At 63.0% G+C, this 22492-nt stretch carries 18 protein-coding genes and 1 tRNA gene; 10 read left to right on the forward strand and 9 right to left on the reverse strand.

From position 1 onward, the window contains the following. Positions 1 to 160: 160 nt before the first annotated feature. Positions 161 to 1819, forward strand: a complete 1659-nt coding sequence (locus tag ACWFUC_RS12465; RefSeq protein WP_489625032.1) for a methyl-accepting chemotaxis protein — start codon at positions 161 to 163, stop codon at positions 1817 to 1819. Here ACWFUC_RS12465 and ACWFUC_RS12470 read toward each other — a convergent pair. Both ACWFUC_RS12470 and ACWFUC_RS12475 read right to left on the reverse strand, forming a co-directional pair. Beyond that, complete coding sequence (locus ACWFUC_RS12470) at positions 1723 to 3030, reverse strand: MFS transporter (protein ID WP_489625033.1); 1308 nt, start codon at positions 3028 to 3030, stop codon at positions 1723 to 1725. The two genes, ACWFUC_RS12465 and ACWFUC_RS12470, sit on opposite strands and share 97 nt — an antisense overlap. 57 nt (positions 3031 to 3087) lie before the next feature. Continuing rightward, positions 3088 to 3894: a substrate-binding domain-containing protein gene (locus tag ACWFUC_RS12475; protein ID WP_489625034.1), complete on the reverse strand. Its 807-nt coding sequence runs from the start codon at positions 3892 to 3894 to the stop codon at positions 3088 to 3090. A gap of 109 nt (positions 3895 to 4003) precedes the next feature. Here ACWFUC_RS12475 and ACWFUC_RS12480 point away from each other — a divergent pair, with 109 nt between their 5' ends. Further along, positions 4004 to 4912 carry a LysR family transcriptional regulator gene (locus ACWFUC_RS12480; RefSeq protein ID WP_489633704.1) on the forward strand — a complete coding sequence of 303 codons (909 nt, stop codon included), beginning with the start codon at positions 4004 to 4006 and terminating at the stop codon, positions 4910 to 4912. 738 nt (positions 4913 to 5650) lie between these two features. Here ACWFUC_RS12480 and ACWFUC_RS12485 read toward each other — a convergent pair. The 4 genes from ACWFUC_RS12485 to ACWFUC_RS12500 form a co-directional block, all read right to left on the reverse strand. Beyond that, positions 5651 to 5735 (reverse strand) — tRNA-Leu (locus ACWFUC_RS12485). Between the two features lie 78 nt (positions 5736 to 5813). Next, positions 5814 to 6254 carry a surface-adhesin E family protein gene (locus ACWFUC_RS12490; RefSeq protein WP_034332390.1) on the reverse strand — a complete coding sequence of 147 codons (441 nt, stop codon included), beginning with the start codon at positions 6252 to 6254 and terminating at the stop codon, positions 5814 to 5816. Between the two features lie 287 nt (positions 6255 to 6541). After that, a complete protein-coding gene (locus tag ACWFUC_RS12495) occupies positions 6542 to 7621 on the reverse strand; it encodes a tartrate dehydrogenase (RefSeq protein ID WP_489637613.1) in 1080 nt (359 codons plus the stop codon). 210 nt (positions 7622 to 7831) lie between these two features. Further along, positions 7832 to 8770, reverse strand: coding sequence for a D-hexose-6-phosphate mutarotase (locus tag ACWFUC_RS12500; protein WP_489625036.1), 939 nt, complete (start codon positions 8768 to 8770; stop codon positions 7832 to 7834). Positions 8771 to 8938: 168 nt separating this feature from the next. Here ACWFUC_RS12500 and ACWFUC_RS12505 point away from each other — a divergent pair, with 168 nt between their 5' ends. Next, positions 8939 to 9853: a LysR family transcriptional regulator gene (locus ACWFUC_RS12505; protein WP_034332993.1), complete on the forward strand. Its 915-nt coding sequence runs from the start codon at positions 8939 to 8941 to the stop codon at positions 9851 to 9853. Between the two features lie 10 nt (positions 9854 to 9863). Here the strand turns inward: ACWFUC_RS12505 and ACWFUC_RS12510 are convergent, their stop codons facing one another. Together ACWFUC_RS12510 and ACWFUC_RS12515 are read right to left on the reverse strand one after the other, a co-directional pair. Continuing rightward, positions 9864 to 10847 (reverse strand): LysR family transcriptional regulator, encoded by a 984-nt coding sequence (locus ACWFUC_RS12510; RefSeq protein ID WP_489625037.1) that lies wholly within the window; start codon positions 10845 to 10847, stop codon positions 9864 to 9866. 135 nt (positions 10848 to 10982) lie between these two features. After that, entirely contained in the window at positions 10983 to 12050 is a 1068-nt protein-coding gene (locus ACWFUC_RS12515; protein ID WP_034332988.1) for a substrate-binding domain-containing protein, read from the reverse strand. Between the two features lie 229 nt (positions 12051 to 12279). On the opposite strand from ACWFUC_RS12515, the gene ACWFUC_RS12520 reads away from it, so the two are divergent. The 6 genes from ACWFUC_RS12520 to ACWFUC_RS12545 all read left to right on the forward strand — a co-directional run bounded on the left by ACWFUC_RS12520 (position 12280) and on the right by ACWFUC_RS12545 (position 20591). Further along, entirely contained in the window at positions 12280 to 13926 is a 1647-nt protein-coding gene (locus ACWFUC_RS12520) for an OFA family MFS transporter (protein WP_489637614.1), read from the forward strand. Between the two features lie 488 nt (positions 13927 to 14414). Beyond that, positions 14415 to 14891 (forward strand): formate dehydrogenase subunit gamma, encoded by a 477-nt coding sequence (locus ACWFUC_RS12525; protein WP_489625039.1) that lies wholly within the window; start codon positions 14415 to 14417, stop codon positions 14889 to 14891. Continuing rightward, positions 14891 to 16453, forward strand: a complete 1563-nt coding sequence (locus ACWFUC_RS12530) for a formate dehydrogenase beta subunit (RefSeq protein WP_489625539.1) — start codon at positions 14891 to 14893, stop codon at positions 16451 to 16453. Before ACWFUC_RS12525 ends, ACWFUC_RS12530 begins: the two co-directional genes overlap by 1 nt. 53 nt (positions 16454 to 16506) lie before the next feature. Next, the gene (gene fdhF, locus ACWFUC_RS12535; RefSeq protein WP_489637615.1) at positions 16507 to 19380 is read left to right on the forward strand and encodes a formate dehydrogenase subunit alpha; all 2874 of its coding nucleotides are present in this window, start codon (positions 16507 to 16509) and stop codon (positions 19378 to 19380) included. A gap of 79 nt (positions 19381 to 19459) precedes the next feature. After that, positions 19460 to 20302, forward strand: coding sequence for a formate dehydrogenase accessory sulfurtransferase FdhD (gene fdhD / locus ACWFUC_RS12540; protein WP_489625041.1), 843 nt, complete (start codon positions 19460 to 19462; stop codon positions 20300 to 20302). Between the two features lie 61 nt (positions 20303 to 20363). Beyond that, entirely contained in the window at positions 20364 to 20591 is a 228-nt protein-coding gene (locus ACWFUC_RS12545) for a formate dehydrogenase subunit delta (protein WP_489625042.1), read from the forward strand. Between the two features lie 259 nt (positions 20592 to 20850). Here the strand turns inward: ACWFUC_RS12545 and ACWFUC_RS12550 are convergent, their stop codons facing one another. Beyond that, on the reverse strand, positions 20851 to 21351 hold the full coding sequence (locus tag ACWFUC_RS12550; protein WP_121038533.1) for a flavin reductase: 501 nt from the start codon (positions 21349 to 21351) through the stop codon (positions 20851 to 20853). A gap of 204 nt (positions 21352 to 21555) precedes the next feature. Here ACWFUC_RS12550 and ACWFUC_RS12555 point away from each other — a divergent pair, with 204 nt between their 5' ends. Continuing rightward, a complete protein-coding gene (locus tag ACWFUC_RS12555; RefSeq protein WP_489625043.1) occupies positions 21556 to 22482 on the forward strand; it encodes a LysR family transcriptional regulator in 927 nt (308 codons plus the stop codon). Positions 22483 to 22492 lie beyond the last annotated feature (10 nt).

Here is a 22492-nt window from a genome sequence, read left to right on the forward strand (position 1 = left end):
AGTCTGGTCTTGCGTGCGCCCCTCCTGGAGCGGATGGGCGCTTCGTAGTGCCTTGGGCGGAGAAGCAGTTTTCTCCGCCATTTTTTTATCCATACCGGATTGATTGCCGGACGGCACCGCTGCCGCGTCCGCCGGCATTCTTGCGTCGCGGAGAGTCTTCATGCTTGCACACCTCAAACTGGGTACACGTCTTTCGCTGGGCTTCGGCCTGGTGCTGGCGCTGCTGACCGGCATTACGGTCCTGGCCATCGCCAGTCTGTTCACATTGCACCAGGATACGCGCCGCATCGTCGAGGACCGATACCCGCAGGTCCTGCTGGCCAATGACGTGCTCTTGCGCATCAGTGAAAACGCCAGCGCCATGCGCAACCTGCTACTGCTGGACGACCATCAGAAGCTGACCGAGGAGATTGCCCGCATCGCCAAGGGCGAAGCGGCCATCACGGCCACTCTGGACCAGTTGCAGGCGCGCCTGTCCAGCGAGCAAGGCCGCAAATCATTTGCCGACATCCTCGCCTTGCGTAGCAAGTATCACGAGGGACAGCAGCGCTTCCTGCAACTGGCTTCCACCGGTGCCACCATGGATGCCACCGAATTTCTGCTGACCACCCTGCGCCAGGATCAGGAGAACACCATCGTGCGGCTGAAGGGCTACATCGCCGTTGGTACGCGAATGATGGAGCGCAGCGGTGAAGAAGCCGCCGCGCAGTATCACCAGAAGACACGCATCATGCTGGCCATCGCCCTGCTGGCAGTGGCATCCGGCGGTGTGTGCGCGTGGTGGATCACGCGTTCCATCACCCGCCCGGTGCGGCATGCGGTCGGGGTGGCGCAGCAGGTGGCCCATGGCAACCTCGACAGTCGTATCGAGCAGGGGGGGCGGGACGAGCTCGGCCAGTTGCTGGAGGCGTTGCGCCAGATGAATGGCAGCCTCACCGGCATCGTGGGCGAGGTGCGAAGGGGGGCCGAGACCATTGCCACCGCATCATCCGAGATCGCCGGCGGCAATCTCGATCTCTCTTCGCGTACCGAGCAGCAGGCAGGTTCGCTGGAGCAGACCGCCGCCGCGATGGAAGAACTCACCTCCACCGTGCGCCAGACCGCGGACAACGCCAAGGCGGCCAACCAGCTCGCAGCCGAAGCCGCGACAGTGGCTGGGCGCAGCGGTGCGGTGGTGCAGGAAGTGGTGGCAACCATGGCGGGCATCAGCCAAGCATCGAGCCGCATTGTCGACATCATCGGCGTGATCGATGGCATCGCCTTCCAGACCAACATCCTTGCCTTGAACGCAGCGGTGGAAGCGGCACGCGCCGGTGAACAGGGCCGGGGGTTTGCGGTGGTCGCCTCGGAGGTGCGTTCGCTGGCCCAGCGTTCCGCCGGCGCCGCGAGGGAAATCAAGGCGCTCATCGATGATTCGGTGGCGCAGGTGGATGCCGGTGGACGTCTGGTGGAGCAGGCCGGTTCGACGATGGAAAACGTGGTGATCAGCGTGCAGCGTGTTTCGCACATCGTCGGGGAGATCAGTGACGCTACCCAGGAACAGCGCACCGGCATCGAACAGGTCAATCAGGCCATCGTGCACATGGATGAGACGACGCAGCAGAATGCCGCACTCGTGGAACAGGCGGCCGCGGCTGCGCAGTCCTTGCAGCAGCAGTCGCAGCGGCTGCGCGAACTGGTGGGCGTGTTCCGGCTGCCGCTGCTGCCACCGGAAGAGGCTGCTCAGGCAGTGGAGCTTGCGGATGCCGTTGCCGGTTTGCCCCGATACAGCACCAGCGTCGCGATCAGCCCGCAGACCGCCGCAAAGCTCATCCAGTAACCGGGGGCGGCCTTGTCGCCGGTCGACTCGATCAGCCAGGTCGAGACCAGCGGCGTGAAGCCGCCGAAGATCGCGGTAGCCAGGCTGTAGGCCAGCGAGAAGCCGACCGTGCGCACGTGCGCCGGCATCACTTCAGTCAGCGCCACCACTGCCGCGCCGTTGTAGCTGGCATAGAGGAAGGACAGCCACAGCTCGGTGATCAGCAGGTTCTTGAAACTGATGTCGGCGACCAGCCAGGACATCATCGGATACGCCGTCAGCAAGGTCAGCAACGTGAAGGCCACCAGTACCGGACGACGGCCCACGCGATCCGACAGTGCGCCCATGACGGGCAGCCAGCAGAAGTTGGACAAGCCCACGCAGAAGGTCACGATGAGACTGTCGGAGGCCGACAGCTTGAGCACGGTCTTGCCGAAGGTCGGCGTGTAGACCGTGATCAGATAGAACGACACGGTCGTCATCACCACCATCATCATGCCGGCCACCACGATCTTCCAGTTCTGGGTGATCGAGGCCATGATTTCCGCAAAACCCGGATGGTGCTTGCGCGCCATGAATTCTTCCGTTTCCTGCAGCGAGCGTCGGATGATGAAGATGGCCGGCACGATCATGCAGCCGATGAAGAAGGGGATGCGCCAGCCCCATTCGCTGATCTGCAGCGGTGACAGCCACTGGCTGACCAGATAGCCTATCAAGGCGGACGCCATGATGGCCGCCTGCTGGCTGGCCGACTGCCAGCTCACGTAAAAGCCCTTGTTGCCGGGCGTGGCCATCTCGGCCAGATAGACCGATACGCCGCCCAGCTCCACCCCCGCCGAGAAGCCCTGCAGCAATCGTCCCGTCAGCACCAGAATCGGTGCCGCGATGCCGATGGTGGCATAGCCGGGCACGAAGGCGATCAGCAAGGTGCCGATGGCCATGATGGCCAGGGTCACGATCAAGCCCTGGCGACGGCCGACGCGATCGATGTAGCTGCCCAGGATGATGGCGCCCAGCGGGCGCATCAGGAAGCCCGCACCGAAGGTGCCGAAGGTCAGGATCAGCGAGACGAACTCGTTGTCCGACGGGAAGAAGGTCCTGGAGATGTAGCTGGCATAGAAGCCATACAGGAAGAAGTCGAACATCTCCAGGAAGTTGCCGCTGGTCACCCGCAGGACGGTGGACAGCTTGGAGTGCTTGGCGGTGCTGCTTGTTTTGGTTGTTGTGTTCATGTCGGTCTCTCTCTTTCTCTCTTTGAGGCAGTACTTGGACGCCTTCCTTCACATTCTTCAGCGAGGCGCGGGGTCCAGGCCGGATGCCTTGATGGCGGCGATGGCTTCGGGCGAGGCCAGGAAGTCCAGCAGTTCCCTGGCGGCCTTGGGTTCATGGGTGCCGACCACGACGCCGCCGGAGAAGGGGGTGATCTGCTGGGCGCTCTCGGGGATCGGTCCGATGATGTCGATACCCTTGACCGGCTTCAGCTCGGAGATCTGCTGCAGGCCCACTTCGGCATCGCCGCGGGCGATCACTTCACCGACCGGTTCGGCCGGAATCATGCGGCCCTTGTAGGCCATCTGCTGGTCGATGCCCAGGCGCTTGAAGAGCTTGGTGGAGAGGAACACGCCGCTGGCGCTGTCGGAGTAGACCACCGAATGGGCGGTCAGCAGGGTGCGCTTGAAGGCGTCAATGCTGGAGATGTCAGGCTTGGGGGCACCGGCCTTGACGGCCAGGCCGATGCGCGAGAGGGCCAGCAGCTTGTGCTCGGACTTGGAAACCTTGCCTTCGGCCACCAGCTTGTCCAGCGAGTCGCCGACCATGATGACCACGTCGATCTGTTCGCCGCGTTGCAGGCGGTTGGGAATGGCTTGCGGGGTTTCTCCCATGGACGGGCCCCAGCCGGAGATGAGTTTGTGGCCGGTCTTCTTTTCGAAGGCGGGAGCCAGTGCCTTGTAGGCGGCGGCAAAGCCACCCGAGCTGACCACGTGCAGGTCGGCGGCAGAGGCCAGCGAAGTGACGGCACCCAGCGCCAGGGCCAGGACACTGCGCTGCAAGAGGGAGGTGCGCACACTGCGTGCGGTGGAGTTGGAACGGATCATGCGGATCTCCTGATGACGATGTATTTCGTCGTGGTGAGGGATGAAACCCGGCAGTTTGCGTAGAATCCGTTGAAAAGTTAATTGCAATTATTCTGGGGATTGATAAAAAATGCGCATCAATATCGAGACCGCCGAATTGCAGGCCTTTCTCGCCGTCGCGCGCCAGTCAAGCTTTCGGGCGGCGGCTGAGGGTCTGTTCATCACGGCACCGGCACTGAGCCGCCGCATCGAGAATCTGGAGCAGGCCTTGCAGGAAAGGCTGTTCGATCGCACCACGCGGCGCGTCTCGCTCACGCCTGCCGGTGAATTGTTCCTGGTGCACGCCCAGGCCGTGATGGATGAACTGGAGCTGGCCGTGAGGAGCGTGGAGCAGGGCATGGCGCATCGGCGCGAACACGTGACGGTGGCCTGCGTGCCCTCGGTGGCCAACAATTTGCTGCCGCTGGTATTGAAACCGTACGCGCGCACGCATCCCAATGTGCGGGTGCGCATCATCGACGAGAATGCGGCGGAGGTGCTGGAGAGCGTGCGCAAGGGCGAGGCCGATTTTGGCGTGAACTTCATCGGCGCGCAGGAAGCCGAGATCGATTTCCAGGAATTGACGCGCGAACGTTATCTGGCGGTGATGCCGGCCCATCATCCGCTGGCTGCGCAGAGCAGCTTGCACTGGAAGTCGCTGGCGGGGGAGAAGCTGGTGTCGGTCTCCTCCAGCAGCGGCAACCGCAGCCTGATCGACAATGCCTTCGCGCGGGTACCGCAGCGGCCGGTGATCCAGTATGAGACCAATCACGTTGCCGGGGCCATCAGCCTTGTCGCCGCCGGGCTTGGGGTGGCCTTGCTGCCGGAGCTGGCCATTCGCAATGCGCCCTACAAAGGCATTGTGGCGCGGCCGGTGACCAGTCCGGTCTTGAGCCGGGCGATGGGCTTGATTACCTTGAAGGGACGGGTCCTGAAACCGGCGGCCGCGACGCTGGCGCAAGCCTTGCGCGAGGCGATGGCGAGCAAGCCGCGTAAATGATTTTCTGGTACACAGGGCTGCCTAAATTTTGTGCGGTTTATTGGGAGGGCAGGCGGGGACGGCACTTGCGTGGGGTGAAAATGGCTTATCCACAAGTTTATGCACATAAAACGGGGATAAGTTTCCAGCGTTGGCGCGGTTTCTGGCGGGGTTGCGCAAATTATTTGCAAAACCGTTGGCCATAAAAAAGGCCCTCGCAAGCGAGGGCCTTTTTGTTTGTATTCTTTGCAATCCGGACCTGCGGTTGATGCTGTTGTCCGTGACTCGCTGCCTGTCGAAAAACGGGGTGGCGGCATGCGCTGGAGGGCGCGGTTGCGGCGGTCTTTTTTCGAAGAGGGGGCGATTATATAGCCGTGGGCGGAAAAATGATACTGCTTGCTGCAGAAAATTATTTTCGCTCCCGAGAGGGCGGGCCTTCCCGGGCAAATGGATAGCCGGACTGGTACAGGATCCATCCTTGGCCCTGCTGGCAGGCGATCTCGCGATGCACGAAGAATGAAGTCCTTGACGAACGGCGCAGGTCAACGGAAATCATCCATGGACAGACAGCGGTAGCGACGGCGAGCCAGTCTTCGGAGAAATCATTCTCGAGCTGCGCACCAAAGAACTTTGACGTCTTCCGGGGCCAGGAGGAACGCTGATGCCAGGTCCCTGGACGGACTTGAACAACAAAAAGCCCGCAGTGTCATCGAACACTGCGGGCTTTCAAACATCTCGGTACTGCATCGAACAATTCTGTGGTGCCGGGAGCCGGAATCGAACCGGCACGCCTTGCGGCGCGGGATTTTGAGTCCCGTGCGTCTACCTATTCCGCCATCCCGGCGACGCGAGCCAGCGATTATTACCGATTTCGCTCCGCCGGGCAAGCCCTGAAGGCCCCGCCGCATCGCCGATGTGAAAATTATTTACCGCACACCGCCTCAATGGCCCGTTCCCCCGTCGAACCAGGTATCGGATCCTGCAGCTTCACGTCCGAATATGCCAGCTGCGGTGCCAGCAGCAATTGACCCTTGCCATCGGCCTGCGCATACATCTTGCGGCTGCCAAAGCCGAGCTGGCGCGCCGAGCAGTCAAAGTAGGCGGTCGAGATCTCCGACAGGTAATACGTCTTGCTGCCCTGGCCCATCAGCAGCTGCGGACGGTTCCAGTTCAGCAGGATCTGCGCCTGCCGCACGCTGCGCGTGTTGACGATGCTGCCCTTGTCGATGAAGAAGCTGCCGATGTTGTTCTCCCCCAGCGGCATCCACTCGGCATGCGCCGGCAGGCAGGCCGCAGCCAGTGCCGTCGCCAGCAGAAGGGACAGGCGGGGTGCGGAGAGGAAAGAAGAAAAGCGTGGATCCATGTGGGGCAGGGCGTCGCGTCAGGTCAGCATCATGGCCAGCATGGCGACATCGTCCTCCAGCAACAGCACCAGCGTGATGCTCCAGAAGAGCAGCTCCGCCAGCAAGCGGTGTCCTGTCATGCGCAGGCTTGCAGCCATGTCCAACTCATCGATCGCGAAAAATGAAAGTGCGGCCATCCTAACATGCCCTTTACGATTGAACATGGCCCCACCGCATGAAATGCCCCACGAAAAAATGGCCCGCACCAGGCGAGCCACTTGTTGCTGCAATGAAGACCGGTCAGCGATCAGATCGCCGCAGCAATCGCCTTGCCCACTTCGGTCGTATTGCTCTTGCCGCCCAGGTCCGGCGTGGTCGGTCCATTGACCAGCACCTCCTCGATGGCCGCCAGCATGGCGTCGTGCGCCTGGCGATACTTGCCTTCGCCATTGCCCAGGAAGTCCAGCATCATCGCGCCGGACCAGATCGTGGCCACCGGGTTGGCGATGTTCTTGCCGAAGATGTCCGGCGCCGAACCGTGCACCGGCTCGAACAGCGACGGCAGCTCGCGCGTCGGATTGATGTTGGCCGAGGGCGCAATGCCGATGGTGCCGGCGCAGGCCGGGCCGAGGTCGGAGAGGATGTCGCCGAACAGGTTGGAGGCCACCACCACATCGAAGCGGTCCGGGTTCAGCACGAAGTGCGCGGTCAGGATGTCGATGTGGTACTTGTCGCGGCGCACGTCCGGATACTTGGCGCCCATGGCTTCCACGCGCTCATCCCAGTAAGGCATGGTGATGGCGATGCCGTTGGACTTGGTGGCCGAGGTCAGGTGCTTCTTGGGACGGCTCTGCGCCAGGTCGAAAGCGAACTTCAGGATGCGGTCGGTGCCCTTGCGGCTGAACACCGATTCCTGGATCACGGTCTCGCGTTCGGTACCTTCAAACATGCGGCCGCCGATGGCAGAGTACTCGCCTTCGGTGTTCTCGCGCACCACGTAGAAATCGATGTCGCCCGGCTTGCGGTTGGCCAGCGGGCAGGGCACGCCCGGCATCAGGCGCACCGGACGCAGGTTGACGTAGAGATCGAAATCGCGGCGGAATTTCAGCAGCGAACCCCACAGCGAGACGTGATCGGGCAACGTGGCCGGCCAGCCGACCGCGCCGAAGAAGATGGCTTCAAAACCCTTCAACTGATCGAACCAGTCATCCGGCATCATCTTGCCGTGCTGCGCGTAATAGCCGCAGTGCGCCCAGTCGAAATGGCTGAACTCGATGTCGATGCCGAACTTCCTGGCAGCGGCCTCGACCGCGCGCAGGCCTTCGGGCATCACTTCCTGGCCGATGCCGTCACCGGCGATCACGGCGATCTTGTGGGTCTTGCTCATCGTTGCTGCTCCTCTGGAGAAAGGGGAAACCGGCATGCCGGGTCTGTAAAGTGCAGCCATCATAAATCGCTTCCCGCGCCGGATCATCCACGAACTGGTGATTTTATAAAACACGATTCGTGAACAGTGCAGAAAACGTCAGCCATGAAAAAAGGCAGTGCCGTCATGACAGCACTGCCTTTTTCGGGTGAGTCTGCTGCGAGGGCCGCGTCAGCCGCCCAGCGTCTCGCCCCAGAGGCTCACGCCCATGGTGTGTTCGGCGCCCGGTTCCAGTTCCACCAGATCGTCCATCACGTTGGCGGTCTCGATGCACAGCATGCGCTGCCAAGCATCATCGGCAAACTGCGACAGGCGGCGCGCCTTGCTCACCCACGGGTTCCAGACCACGGCCGAAGTGGAACCGCTGGCCTCGATGTGGATGCGGCGGTTCCAGCCCTCGTCGCGGATGGACAGGTGCGGCGGCAGGTCCAGATAGATGCGGTCGGTCTCGCTGCTGACCACCAGCGGACGCTTCTGCTCGCGCTCGGCCCAGCCTTCCAAGGTTTCGATGTAGCGCTGGCCTTCGAGGCCATCGACCGTCACGTTGTGGATGCTGCTGACGGCAAAGTAGCTGTGCAGCGCTTGCGTGAGGGCGATGTGCTGTTCGCTGCCATTGCGGGTGGTGAGTTTCAGGTGCAGGCGATCATCCAGCAGGATTTCCAGGCGCAGTTCGATGCCCGGCGGCAGGTGGCGCAGGGCCGGCGATTCGGTCGATGGCGGGATGGCCAGGACCAGGCGCACGGTGTCGCCTTCGATGGCGTTTTCCATCAAGAGCCAGGGAATGCCGCGCACCAGGCCGTGCGCCGGCAGGCGGCCACCGGCGTGCAGCGCTTGTACTTGCGGCGGATTGCGCATGAGGTCGCCGAACCACGGCCAGCACACCGGGATGCCGCCACGTACCGAATTGCCGGCCTCGAAGGCGGCTTCCTCGCTCATCCAGATCACTGGTTCCTGGCCGTGCACCTGGTAGCGCAGCACCTGCGCGCCTTGCTCGGCGATCAGCAGTTCGGCGCGTTCGGTCTGCACGCGCAGGCATTGCAGTTGATTGACTTCGATGCGCTGGATGTGGGGAAGATCGGGCGGGACTTCCTGTTCGTCGATGAGGCTCATGCTGCTACTCCAAGAGAATTCGTTGCGATTGCGCAAGACTGCCACATTTCGGGCGCTTGCGGGAAATTGGCCGATGGGGCAGGCGATGCGCCGCGTCTCGCCAGGTTGGGGGCGGAGGGCGGTCCGGGACTATAATCCACAGATCGTGGACTCCAATGCCTACATATCGTGAACAATTCTCCCCTGCTTGAAGACCTGCGCCTGTTCTGCGTGGTGGCCCGCCACAGCAACTTTGCAGAATCGGCACGTGAAGTGGGTGCCTCGCCGGCCTACATCAGCAAGCGCATCGCCCTGCTGGAACAGGCGCTGGGCGTGCGCCTGTTCCATCGCACCACGCGCAGCGTGGTCATGACCGAGGATGGCGGCAATGTCCACGAATGGGCGCGCAAGATTCTCGATGATGTCGAGCAGATGATGGAAACGGTCAGCAGCGCCAAGCGCGTGCCGCGCGGCTTGTTGAAGATCAGTACCAGTTTCGGCCTGGGGCGCAAGGTGGTGTCGCCGCTGCTGTCGCGCTTTGCCAGCGAACATCCGGAACTGAAGATACAGCTGGAGCTGGTGGACCGGCAGATCGATCTGGTCAACGAGGGCATCGACCTCGATATCCGGGTGGGCGCGGGGCATGAGCCGCACCTGTTCTCCAAGCGCATCCTGCCCAGCCAGCGCGTGCTGTGCGCCAGTCCGGCGTATCTGAAGAAGCATGGCGCGCCCGCCGACCTGGCTGCGCTGCGCCAGCACCAGTGCCTGGTGATCCGCGAGCGCAACCAGTCCTTCGGGATCTGGCGCATGATGGGCCCCAAGGGACAGGAGACGGTGAAGGTGTCCGGTGGACTGGCCTCCAACCACGGCGAGATCATCCACCAGTGGGCGGTGGATGGGCACGGCATCATCCTGCGTTCGATCTGGGATGTGGCCGACAGCCTCAAGCGCGGGCGCTTGGTGCGGGTGCTGCCGCAGTATTTCCAGGAGGCCGACCTGTGTGCGGTCTATCCGGTGCAGTTGAAGAATTCGGCCAAGGTCCGGGAATGCGTGCGCTTCCTGCAGAAGCATCTGGATGTCACGGCATCGTCGGCGACGGTGTAGCCGAGCGGATTCAACGTCCGTCGAATCGCTGCCGCACGATGCGCTCCAGCACCTGTGCCACCAGCGCCACCGAGGCATCTTCCGCGTGACGGCGATGCTGCAGCAAGCGCAGCGGCGGGGCCTCCAGCGGCAGCGGCGGGCGCAGGCAGGTCAGTGCCACCGGATGCGCAGCGGTAGCGGCCGGCACGCAATGCATGGGCATGACCGCGATCAGGTCCGAGCCCTGCAACAGTGCCGGGGCCATCAGGAAATTCGGGATCACCATGCCCACGCGACGACGCAGGCCCTGCATGGCGATCTGCTCGTCGATCATGCGGTTGAGCGTGTCGTGGCAGGCGATCTGCAGGTGCGGATACGAGAGCCAGCGTGACAAGGTCAGCGCATGCGCTGCCGGATGATCGCGCCGCATCACGGCCACGCAGCGCTCCTGCAGCACTTCACGTCCGCGCAGCTGGCCGGTCGGCCTGGTTGCACCCAGGACCAGATCGGTCTGCCCGCGTTCCAGTCGGGCGGCGGCATCGGCGTCGCCCAGCCAGGTCTGGAATTCCAGATCCAGTGACGGCAGCTCGGCCGCCAGTTCCTGATACAGCGCATGCGCTACCACCTGCGCCGGATAGTCCGGCATGAGGATGCGCACGCGTTGCGCCACTGCGGCTTGCAATGGCACCTGTTGCGCCGGGCTGGCCGTCTGCGCCTGCGCATCGCCGGCCAGCAGCTGGCGCACCGACTCACGCAGCGCCTGTGCCGTGGCCGTCAGCCGCATCTGTGTGCCGCCATCTTCCAGCAGCGGATCACGCAGCAACTGACGGCACCGTTCCAGCGCACTGGCTGCGGCCGGCAGGGGCAGGCCCACACGCGCCGCAGCACGCGCCAGATGGACTTCATCGAGAACCGCATCGAGCAGGCGCAGCAGGCGCGCATCCATGCCCGCCAGTGCAGGCATCGCAGGCAGGGGAGTAGGCAGGGCGGGGGAATGGCTTGCAGCGGAATTCATGGCGCAGGGAGGCGTGGCAGCGAAAAGAGAAGGGCCTGCTGCCAGGACGGCAGCAGGCCAGGGGCGCGAGTGTAGCCGCTTCGCCCCACGCCCACAAGCGGCGCTTGGTGCAGTGTGGCCTCTGGCCGGTGCCGGTCAGCCGAAGGCTTCCTTGATGGTCTGGATCTTGCCCATGTCGTTGGCGTCATAGCCGGCCAGGTTGTTGACCACCTTGCGGAAGCTGTCCGATTGCAGGATATCGATCACCGAGCGGATCAGCGGATCCTGCAAGGACGCCGCCGGCAGCGCGAAGAAGTAGCGTTCGCGCACCAGCGGGATGAAGCCCAGGCCGAAACGATGCGCCGCCGTCTGCACGCCGAAGCCGACATCGGCCATGCCACTGGCGATGAAGGCGGCCACCGCCGAGTGCGTGAACTCGGTGTTCTCGAAACCGTTGATCTTCTTGTGGGGGATGCCGGCTCCATTGAGCATCAGTTCCAGCAGCATGCGCGTGCCCGATCCGGCTTCGCGGTTGACGAAACGCAGGTCGGTGCGGGTGAGGTCGGCCAGGCCGCGCAAGCCCTTGGGATTGTCCGGCTCGACGAACAGTCCCTGGTTGCGGATGGCCAGGTGGATCAGGCAATCGCTGCGCTTGTTGAGCCACTTGGCATAGGTGGCGATGGCCGGTTTCTCGAATTCTCCCAGCGGCACATGGAAGCCCGCCAGGTCGCATTCCTGGCGCGACAGCGCCGCCACCGCATCGGTGCTGTGGCGGTAGCGCACCTCCACCGGCAGGCGGCCTTCGTTGATCTTGTTGAGCAGCGCCGCCACCGCAAAGCCGTGGCTGGCGTTCAGGCGCACCTTCTCGGATTTGCCTTCCACCGTCTTGCCCAGCTCCACCTCCAGCTCCGAGGCCAGGCTGTCGAGGGTAGGGGAGAGACGCGCCGTCACCAGGCGATCGGCCCACAACAGCTTGCTGGCGAAATCGGTCAGTGTGGTGCCGCGGCCACGCCCGCTTTCAATGAGGGCGTTGCCGAACAGGCGCTCGGCCTCGCGCAGCAGGCCCCAGGCGTGGCGATAGGAATAGCGCGTCAATTGCGCGGCACGCGCAATCGAGCCGCTCTGCTGGATCGCGGTGAGCAGGGTCAACAAGTTGGCCGTGTCCAGCGCCGCCTCGTTGTCATAGGCGATTTCCCAGTGAGGTTTGATGTGGACTTTGAACATTTATGTGAAAGAAAGCATATTGAAACGGCCGTTTATCGGTGATAATTTCGCGTCACCCTGCATAAATGATAGAAAATATATGCGGTGTTGTACATAAATAAATAAACGAAAAGAGAAGGATATCGCCGCAAAGATGGGTCGGTGTCACGATCCGCCCCTACCGGCTTTGCGATGCAATCCTTCCTTCGATTTGCCCACATCACACACTCATAAAATATTCGGAGGAATAATGGCTTTCGATTTCCTGAACAAGGAACACACGGTCGCCAAGCCTGGCTTCAATCGCTGGCTGGTACCGCCAGCAGCGCTCGCAATCCACCTGTGCATCGGCATGGCCTACGGTTTCTCCGTGTTCTGGCTGCCGCTGTCCAAGGCCCTGGGCGTGACCGCGCCCATCGCTTGCGGTACCGATATCGGCTTCTTCGCGCAAGTCTTCTCGTCCACCTGTGACTGGAAGATTTCCATGCTGGGCTGGATGTACACGATGTTCTTCGTCCTGCTGGGCATCTCCGCTGCGCTGTGGGGCGGCTGGCTGGAACACGCCGGTCCGCGCAAGGCCGGTGTGGTGGCTGCCATCTGCTGGTGCGGCGGCCTGCTGATCTCGGCCCTGGGCGTGAAAACGCACCAGATCTGGCTGATGTGGCTGGGCTCCGGCGTCATCGGTGGCGTCGGTCTCGGCCTGGGCTACATCTCGCCGGTGTCGACCCTGATCAAGTGGTTCCCTGACCGTCGCGGCATGGCCACCGGTATGGCCATCATGGGCTTCGGCGGCGGTGCACTGGTCGGCACCCCGCTGGCCGATGCGCTGATGAAGAAGTTTGCCTCCCCCACCTCCGTGGGCGTGTGGGAAACCTTCGTGGTCATGGCCATCATCTACTTCGTCTTCATGATGGCCGGTGCCTTCGGCTACCGCGTGCCGCCGACCGGCTGGAAGCCGGCTGGCTGGACCCCGCCGGTGGCCAAGTCCTCGGCGACCATGATCACCCAGAACCACGTGCACGTCTCCAAGGTCTGGGGCATTCCCCAGTTCTGGCTGGTGTGGCTGGTGCTCTGCCTGAACGTGTCGGCCGGTATCGGCGTCATCGGCATCGCTTCGCCGATGCTGCAGGAAGTTTTCGGCGGCAAGCTGCTGGGCGTGGACATCGGTTTCAATGACCTGTCGGTCGAGCAGAAGGCCGGTATCGCGGCACTGGCTGCCGGCTTCACCGGTCTGATCTCGCTGTTCAACATCGGTGGCCGTTTCGCATGGGCTTCGTGCTCGGACTTCTTCGGCCGCAAGATGACCTATGCCATCTTCTTCGTGCTGGGCTTCGTGCTGTACGTGAGCCTGCCGTGGTCGGCCAAGTCGGGCAACATCCCGCTGTTCGTCGGCGCAGTCTGCATCATCCTGTCGATTTATGGCGGCGGCTTCGCCACCGTCCCTGCTTACCTGGCCGACCTGTTCGGCACCCAGATGGTGGGCGCCATCCACGGCCGCCTGCTGACCGCGTGGGCAACCGCCGGCATCCTGGGTCCGGTGGTGGTGAACTACATGCGTGAGTACCAGCTGTCCCTGGGCATGCCCAAGAACGAGGTCTACAACACCACCATGTACATCCTGGCCGGCATGCTGGTGCTGGGCCTGATCTGCAACCTGCTGATCCGCCCGGTCGCGGCCAAGCACTTCATGACGCCGGAAGAACTGGCCCGTGAAAAGCAGCTGGCCCACGAAAAGTCGGCCGCCGATGCAGCCGTCACCGCCGGTTCGGGCGACATGTCGCAGATCGGCAGCGGCGGCAACCCGGTCGTCATCGGCCTGGCCTGGGCGGCTGTCGGCATTCCGCTGATCTGGGGTATCACCCTGGTGCTGCAGAAGTCGGCCGTGCTGTTCCGCTGATTGTGCAACACCTCAACGACGATGTAATTTTCGATTACGCAGTCGTGTGAATTTGTAGTCAAGTCATTGTTACATCCGCAGGCCGGCTCCACCCGGCCTGCACGCAGGACCGCAGCGGCGAAAGCCGCTGACACAAGCTGCCATGGCCCCGTGAACCAGGGCAGCTTGTGTCAGCGACTATCAAAAAACAGGAGCATGGCCCGTCCCCTGATAGGGGCAGGCCAGCATCCGCAGTGTTCACACCAACCCATCAAGGCAGGGCGAACATGCAACAACGGAGACCAGCTGGTTCATCTCGCACGGCCGTGCGCACCCTTCACCGGGGCAGCGTCATGCCGCCGCATTGTTCTCCCCATCCCTTGATCTGCTTTCCACAGGCTGCTCCTCCCTAGGCGCGGCTCTTTCCTTTCATTCGTCATTTGCGCGGTCCGCAGAAGATCCTCCGGGAGAAGGACAAGGACCGCATTGAAGCAACACAGGAGGCAACAATGAAGAGGCAACAGGTTTTCGACGTGGCGGCGGTGCGCGGCATCATCGCCGAGCGCAAGGACATGGCCGGCGCCATGCTCCCCATCCTGCACGGCATCCAGGACAAGGTCGGCTACATCCCGGCCGATGCGGTCCCGATGATTGCGGGCGAGTTGAACGTGTCGCGCGCCGAGGTGCATGGCGTGATCTCGTTCTATCACTTCTTCCGCCAGGAACCGGCCGGCCGCCACGTGGTGCAGGTGTGCCGCGCCGAGGCCTGCCAGGCGCGTGGCAGCGAGGCCTTGGCCGAGCATGCGCAGAATGTGCTGGGTTGCGGTTTCTATGAAACCAGCGCCGATGGCCAGTTCACGCTGGAACCGGTGTATTGCCTGGGCCAGTGCGCCATCGGTCCCAACCTCACCCTCGACGACGAGCTGCACGCCCGCGTCGATGCCGACAAATTCAAGCGCCTGATCCAGGCCAAGCGGGAGGCATGATGAGTACGCACGAAACCGTGACCATCTATGTTCCGCGCGACTCGACCGCGCTGGCCCTCGGGGCCAACGAAGTCGCCGCCGCCATCGCTGCCGAAGCGCAAAAGCGCGGCCAGTCCATCAAGCTGGTGCGCAACGGTTCGCGCGGCATGTTCTGGCTGGAGCCGCTGGTGGAAGTGGCCACCGCAGCCGGCCGCGTGGCCTACGGGCCTGTGTCGCCGGAGGATGTCAGCGGCCTCTTCGATGCAGGGCTGCTCGCCGGAGGCCGGCACACGCTGCATCTGGGCCTGACTGAAGAAATTGGCTTCCTCAAGAACCAGGAGCGCCTGACCTTCGCGCGGGTAGGCATCATCGATCCGCTCTCGCTGGAGGATTATCTGGCCCATGAAGGTTATGCCGGATTGAAGAATGCGCTGGCCAAGACACCGGAGGCCATCGTCCAGCAGATGATCGATTCGGGTTTGCGTGGCCGGGGTGGTGCGGCCTTCCCGACCGGCATCAAGTGGCAGACCGTGCTGCGCGCACCGGCCGCGCAGAAGTACGTGGTCTGCAATGCCGACGAGGGCGACTCCGGCACCTTCTCGGATCGCATGATCATGGAGGACGATCCCTTCACGCTGATCGAAGGCATGACCATCGCTGCCGTCGCGGTGGGCGCGACCGAGGGCTACGTCTACGTGCGCTCCGAATATCCGCATGCGATTGCGACGATGAACGAAGCCATCGCCATCGCCACCGCGCGCGGCTACCTGGGCGATGACATCCTCGGCTCCGGCAAATCCTTCCGGCTGGAAGTGCGCAAGGGCGCAGGAGCCTACATCTGCGGCGAAGAAACCGCCATGCTGGAAAGCCTGGAAGGCAAGCGCGGCGTGGTGCGCGCCAAGCCGCCACTGCCCGCCATCGAGGGCCTGTTCGGCAAGCCGACCGTCATCAACAACCTGATCTCGCTGGCCTCGGTGCCGGTGATCCTGGCGCGCGGCGCGGACTTCTACAAGAACTACGGGGTAGGCCGCTCGCACGGCACGCTGCCCTTCCAACTGGCCGGCAACATCAAACAGGGTGGCCTGGTGGAGAAAGCGTTCGGTCTCACGCTGCGCCAGTTGCTGGAAGACTTCGGCGGCGGCAGTGCCTCGGGACGGCCGATTCGCGCGGTGCAGATGGGCGGGCCGCTGGGCGCGTACCTGCCACCCTCGCAATTCGATACACCGCTCGACTATGAAGCTTTCGCCGCGATCGGCGCGATGATCGGGCATGGCGGGCTGGTGGCGTTTGACGACAGTGTCGATATGGCCAGACAGGCCCGCTACGCCATGCAATTCTGTGCCGTTGAATCCTGCGGCAAGTGCACGCCTTGCCGCATCGGCTCCACCCGCGGCGTGGAAGTGATCGACAAGATCATCGCCAACGAGGAGCGGCCGCAGCAGATCCATCTGTTGAAGAGCCTGTGCGACACCATGGTCAATGGTTCGCTCTGCGCCATGGGCGGCATGACGCCGTTCCCGGTGCTGTCGGCCCTGAACCATTTCCCCGAAGACTTCGGCGCACCCGGAGAACAGGCAGCCTGATCCCATCAGCGCATCAACGAATCAGCGAATCAGCGAATGCAAGGAGTTGCACCATGAATCAGCTCAACGAAACGGATTACGGCACCCCCGCACGTGCCTCGGAAAACCTGGTCACGCTGGAGATCGACGGCGTGGCCGTGACGGTCCCGGCCGGCACCTCGGTCATGCGCGCCTCGGTCGAGGCCGGCATCAACGTGCCCAAGCTGTGCGCCACCGACAGCCTGGAACCCTTCGGTTCCTGCCGCCTGTGCCTGGTGGAAATCGAAAAGGATGGCCGCAAGATGAAGGGCTATCCGGCCTCCTGCACCACGCCCTGCGAACCGGGCATGAAGGTGCAGACGCAGACCCCCAAGCTGGCCGAGATCCGGCGTGGCGTGATGGAACTCTACATCTCGGATCACCCGCTGGATTGCCTGACCTGTCCCACCAACGGCAACTGCGAACTGCAGGACATGGCTGGCGTGGTCGGCCTGCGCGAAGTGCGCTATGGCTACGAGGGCGAGAACCATACCCAGATGAAGAAGGATGAATCCAATCCCTACTTCACCTATGACCCCTCCAAGTGCATCGTCTGCAACCGCTGCGTACGCGCCTGCGAAGAAACGCAGGGTACCTTTGCACTGACCATCAACGGCCGTGGTTTCGAGTCGCGCGTATCTGCGGGGCAGATGGAAGCCTTCATGGAATCCGAATGCGTCTCCTGCGGTGCCTGCGTGGAGGCCTGCCCGACCGCGACGCTGACGGAAAAGACCGTCATCATGCTGGGCCAGGCCGAGCACAGCAAGGTCACCACCTGCGCCTATTGCGGCGTGGGCTGCTCCTTCAAGGCCGAGATGAAAGGCAATGAAGTGGTGCGCATGGTGCCGTACAAGGACGGCAAGGCCAACCAGGGCCATTCCTGCGTCAAGGGCCGCTTTGCCTGGGGCTATGCGACCCACAAGGACCGCATCCTGAATCCCATGATCCGCAAGAGCATCAACGATCCCTGGCGCGAAGTGTCGTGGGAGGAAGCGCTGTCGTATGCGGCCAGCGAGTTCCGCCGCATCCAGGCCAAGCATGGCAAGGATTCCATCGGCGGCATTACCTCTTCCCGCTGCACCAATGAAGAAACCTATCTGGTCCAGAAACTGGTGCGCGCCGCCTTCGGCAACAACAACGTCGATACCTGCGCCCGCGTCTGCCACTCGCCGACCGGGTATGGCCTGAAGCAGACCCTCGGTGAATCGGCCGGGACGCAGACCTTTGAATCGGTGATGAAGTCGGACGTCATCCTCATCATGGGGGCCAACCCGGCGGCGGGACACCCGGTGTTCGCGTCGCAGATCAAGCGCCGTGTGCGCCAGGGCGCCAGGCTGATCGTGATCGATCCGCGCACCACCGAGATGGTCAAGTCGCCGCACCTGAAGTCCGACTATCACCTGAAGCTGCGCCCCGGCACCAACACCGCCATCATCACGGCGCTGGCTCATGTGATCCTTTCGGAAGGCCTGCAGAACGAGTCCTACATCCAGGAACGCTGCGACCTGCAGTCATACAAGGATTGGAAGGAATTCGTCCTGCGCGAAGACAATTCCCCCGAAGCCATGGCCGCCATCACCGGCGTGCCCGCCGAGATCATCCGTGGCGCGGCGCGCCTCTATGCCACCGGCGGCAACGCCGCGATCTACTACGGTCTGGGTGTGACCGAGCATGCGCAGGGATCGACCACCGTGATGGGCATCGCCAACCTGGCCATGTGCACCGGCAACGTCGGCCGCGAAGGCGTGGGCGTGAACCCGCTGCGCGGGCAGAACAATGTGCAGGGCTCCTGCGACATGGGTTCCTTCCCGCACGAGCTGCCGGGCTATCGCCACATTTCGGATTCCACCGTGCGCGGCCAGTTCGAACAGGCCTGGGGCGTGACGCTGAACCCGGAGCCGGGTCTGCGCATTCCCAACATGTTCGATGCGGCCCTCGATGGCAGCTTCAAGGGCCTGTATTGCGAAGGGGAAGACATCGTCCAGTCGGACCCGAATACCCAGCACGTGGCAGCAGCCTTGCAGGCCATGGAATGCATCGTGGTGCAGGACTTGTTCCTGAACGAAACGGCCAAGTATGCGCATGTCTTCCTGCCCGGTTCGTCCTTCCTGGAAAAGGATGGCACCTTCACCAACGCCGAGCGCCGCATCTCGCGCGTGCGCAAGGTGATGCCGCCCAAGGCCGGCAAGTCCGACTGGGAAGTCACGGTGGCGCTGGCCGAAGCGCTGGGTTATCCGATGCCGTACAATCACCCCTCGGAAATCATGGACGAGATCGCCGCCCTGACGCCCAGCTTCCATGGCGTGAGCTACGACAAGCTGGAAAAACTCGGCAGCATCCAGTGGCCCTGCAACGAGGCAGCGCCGGAAGGCACGCCCATCATGCACGTGGGCAGCTTCATCCGTGGCAAGGGCAAGTTCATCAACACGCAGTATTTCGCCACCGACGAGAAGGTGACGCAGCGTTACCCGCTGATCCTGACCACCGGCCGCATCCTGTCGCAGTACAACGTGGGCGCGCAGACGCGCCGCACCGAGAACTCGCAATGGCACAGCGAAGACCGGCTGGAAATCCACCCGCACGATGCCGAGGACCGTGGCATCCGCGAGGGTGACTGGGTCGGCGTGGAGTCGCGTGCAGGCCAGACCGTGCTGCGGGCGACGGTGACCGAGAAGGTGCAGCCGGGAGTGGTCTATACCACCTTCCACTTCCCCGAATCGGGTGCCAACGTCATTACCACCGACAACTCCGACTGGGCCACCAACTGCCCCGAGTACAAGGTGACGGCGGTGCAGGTGATGCCGGTGACGCAGCCCTCGCAATGGCAGCAGCATTACGAGCGCTTCAACCGTGCGCAGCTCGATCTGCTCAAGGGCGAGGTGCCGGCGGAACCCCTGGTGACGAAGTAAGCGGCGCGGGCCTGACGGGCCCGTGCCGGCGTGATTTCCGCAGACACGAGCCCAACCCATCCGCATCCAGCAGGACAGCATGAACACACGCAACAGCAGCAGCCCCGTCATCGACGACACCACCGGCGACTACGCCACCTTTGCCCGCGTGCAGGTAGATCGCTGGCGCGATGGCCAGCGCGAGACGGTCGACGATGTGGTCGCCGAGGAAGTCCCCATCGCCCTCGAATACAACGGCATCTCGCACGCCGTGATGATGGCTACACCCGCCGACCTGGAAGATTTTGCGCTGGGCTTCTCGCTTACCGAAGGCATCCTGGCCGCGCCGGGCGAGCTGTATGAATGCGAGATCGTCCCCGGCTGCGAAGGTGTGCAGGTACAGATGCGCATCGCCACCGAGCGCTTCGTGGCACTCAAGGAAAAGCGCCGCAACCTTACCGGGCGCACCGGTTGCGGGCTGTGTGGTGCCGAGACGCTGGAGCAGGCGGTGCGGCATCCGCAGGCAGTGCGCGGTGGCGCGGTGTTTTCGGTGGAGCAGGTGCATGCAGCTTTTGAGCAGATGCAGGCCGGGCAGCACTTGCAGCAGTCCACCGGTGCCACGCATGCGGCCGCGTGGATGGATGCGTCGGGCCGCATCGTGTTGGTCCGCGAAGATGTGGGCCGCCACAATGCGCTGGACAAGCTCATCGGCGCGCTGGCCGAAGAGGAGACCGATTTTTCGCAGGGCGCGGCCATCATCACCAGCCGCGCCAGCTACGAGATGGTGCAGAAGGCGGCCACGGTCGGCATCGGTTTCATCGCCGCCGTATCAGCCCCGACCGCACTGGCGATCCGGCTGGCCGAAGAGACGGATGTGACGCTGCTGGGCTTCGTGCGCAAGCAGGGCCACGTGGTGTATGCGCGGCCGCATCGTTTGCGTTGAGCCGGCGGTGCGGATGAAGAATTGACGGACAATCGATGAACAGAGCAGGAGGAGACGCACCATGAATATCGAACACCTGGTCAAGATGGCCAACCAGATCGGCAGTTTCTTTTCCACCATGCCGGACCGCGACCAGGCCATTGCCGACCTGGCTTTGCACCTCAAGCGTTTCTGGGAGCCGCGCATGCGCAAGGCTTTCCTTGAGCATATCGAGAAGACGCAAGGGGAGGGCTTGGATCCCATCGTGCTGGAGGCGGTGAACCGGCATATGCAGCAGTTGGCGGTGTAGGGCTGCTGCCTTGCTTGTGACTTCGAGGAAACCGCTCAGTTGGATGAGCGGTTTTTTTTTGTCAGTGGGGTGCGAGTGCCTAACTAAACCAGACAGCTGACAGATGATCGTCAGAACGCCAATTGCACGCCAATACCCGTAAAAAAGTCGCAATAAGCTTTTGATTTAAAAGGTAAATTTCACGGCAATAAAATCGAAAAAGTCCGCCAAAAGTCCGCCAAAAGCCCGCCATCAAGGGCGCTGCGCAGTGTTCATCGCCTCACGCCGCCAACGCCACCTCCGCCGCAATCCGGTGAAACCGCCGTCCAAAATAAGCCAGCCCGTCAGCTTGTGATGCCGCCAGGCGAATATGCCGGATCTCCACGAACAGCACGCTGTGCGTGCCCGCCTGTTGCTGCAATACGATGTCTCCTTCCAGCACCGCCAGCGCATCGGGCAGCACCGGCTGGCCGTAGTCGCCGGTCTCCCAGCCGACCTGCGCCATGCGCTCCTCGGCCGCCAGCCCGGTCATGCCGGCGATCATGCGCGCCACCTCTTCATGATGTCCCGCCAGGATGTTGATGCACAAGCGTCCGTTGCCCACCAGGATAGGATGGGCAGCGCTCTTGACGTTGATGCATACCAGCACCGTGGCCGGTTCGTCGGAGACCGAACTGACGGCGCTCACCGTCATGGCGGCGCGTCCTGCAGGACCATCGGTGGTGATGATGTTGACCGCAGCCGAGAGACGCGCCATGGCGTCGCGAAAATCTTGCTTCATGGTAGGTCCGTCCAAAAAAGAGATGACATCCGGCACAAGGCTTCGTATCCTTTGCGCCATCAGCACGGGCGTCTGCGGCGCCGTCAGGCGGATGTCGATCAGCAGGTGAGAGGGAGAACGCATCGCCGATGAAGGCCAGCGTCCTGGGATGAACAATAGACCCTGCACAAATGACGGGTCAAATGATTGTCTGGAATGTTCCGCATGAAGCAAATGAATATCGGCGCAGTCGACTTGAACCTGCTCAAGACCTTCATCGTCATCTGGGAGCTGCGCAGCCTGACCGCCGCCGCCGACCGCCTGCACCTGACCCAGCCCGCCGTCAGCCACGCCCTGCGCCGCTTGCGCGAAATGTTCGATGATCCGCTCTTCGTGCGCAGTACCAGTGCCATGGTGCCGACCGAAACCGCGATCCGCCTGCATGAACCCATCTCGCGCGCCCTGGGCATCATCCACGAAGCCTTGCATACCCACGCCAGCTTCGATCCGGCCACGGCCACGCGGACCTTCCACCTGGTCATGTCCGACATGTCCTGCAGCCACGTGCTGCCCTTGCTGATGGAAGAACTGGCCCACGCCGCACCGCACGTCTCCATCGAAGTGCAGCAGATGGCCATGGAAAATCTGGGTGCCGCCATGCGCAACGGCGACATCGACCTGGCCTTCGGCTACCTGCCGGGCCTGCCCGAGGATTGCCAGAGCCAGCTGGTGCTCAATGACGACTACGTCTGCATGCTGCGCAAGACCCATCCCCAGGCCGGCGAGCCCCTGACCATGGAAAGCCTGCTGCAGCTGCGCTATGTCTACGCCAACACCAATACCACCGGCCACCAGCTGGCCGAGGACGTGCTGCGCAACGCCGGCGTGAAGCGCGATTTCGCGCTGCGCATGCCGCATTTCACGGTGGCCCCGCAGATCGTGCGCGATACCGACCTGGCGCTGTTCCTGCCGCGCAGCATCGCCGAGCGCCATAACGTCGATGAGGCCTGCGTGCTGCTGGACCTGCCACTGGAAATGCCGCGCATTCCAGTGAGCATCTACACCCACACGCGCTTCTCGGCGGACTCGGGCATCCAGTGGCTGCGCAGCCTGCTCATCGAGATGTTCGGACGCGAAGCCGAGAACGCCTGACACTTTCCCC

This window comes from Herbaspirillum sp. Her4, assembly GCF_057961335.1.

Coding starts and splice junctions, on each gene's coding strand:
- ACWFUC_RS12465 (WP_489625032.1), top strand. CDS start 161: ATGCTTGCACACCTCAAACTGGGTACACGTCTTTCGCTGGGCTTCGGC.
- ACWFUC_RS12470 (WP_489625033.1), bottom strand. CDS start 3,030: ATGAACACAACAACCAAAACAAGCAGCACCGCCAAGCACTCCAAGCTG.
- ACWFUC_RS12520 (WP_489637614.1), top strand. CDS start 12,280: ATGGCTTTCGATTTCCTGAACAAGGAACACACGGTCGCCAAGCCTGGC.
- ACWFUC_RS12525 (WP_489625039.1), top strand. CDS start 14,415: ATGAAGAGGCAACAGGTTTTCGACGTGGCGGCGGTGCGCGGCATCATC.
- ACWFUC_RS12500 (WP_489625036.1), bottom strand. CDS start 8,770: ATGAGCCTCATCGACGAACAGGAAGTCCCGCCCGATCTTCCCCACATC.
- ACWFUC_RS12475 (WP_489625034.1), bottom strand. CDS start 3,894: ATGATCCGTTCCAACTCCACCGCACGCAGTGTGCGCACCTCCCTCTTG.
- ACWFUC_RS12490 (WP_034332390.1), bottom strand. CDS start 6,254: ATGGATCCACGCTTTTCTTCTTTCCTCTCCGCACCCCGCCTGTCCCTT.
- ACWFUC_RS12530 (WP_489625539.1), top strand. CDS start 14,891: ATGAGTACGCACGAAACCGTGACCATCTATGTTCCGCGCGACTCGACC.
- ACWFUC_RS12495 (WP_489637613.1), bottom strand. CDS start 7,621: ATGAGCAAGACCCACAAGATCGCCGTGATCGCCGGTGACGGCATCGGC.
- ACWFUC_RS12515 (WP_034332988.1), bottom strand. CDS start 12,050: ATGTTCAAAGTCCACATCAAACCTCACTGGGAAATCGCCTATGACAAC.
- fdhF (WP_489637615.1), top strand. CDS start 16,507: ATGAATCAGCTCAACGAAACGGATTACGGCACCCCCGCACGTGCCTCG.
- ACWFUC_RS12480 (WP_489633704.1), top strand. CDS start 4,004: ATGCGCATCAATATCGAGACCGCCGAATTGCAGGCCTTTCTCGCCGTC.
- ACWFUC_RS12555 (WP_489625043.1), top strand. CDS start 21,556: ATGAAGCAAATGAATATCGGCGCAGTCGACTTGAACCTGCTCAAGACC.
- ACWFUC_RS12545 (WP_489625042.1), top strand. CDS start 20,364: ATGAATATCGAACACCTGGTCAAGATGGCCAACCAGATCGGCAGTTTC.
- ACWFUC_RS12550 (WP_121038533.1), bottom strand. CDS start 21,351: ATGAAGCAAGATTTTCGCGACGCCATGGCGCGTCTCTCGGCTGCGGTC.
- fdhD (WP_489625041.1), top strand. CDS start 19,460: ATGAACACACGCAACAGCAGCAGCCCCGTCATCGACGACACCACCGGC.
- ACWFUC_RS12510 (WP_489625037.1), bottom strand. CDS start 10,847: ATGAATTCCGCTGCAAGCCATTCCCCCGCCCTGCCTACTCCCCTGCCT.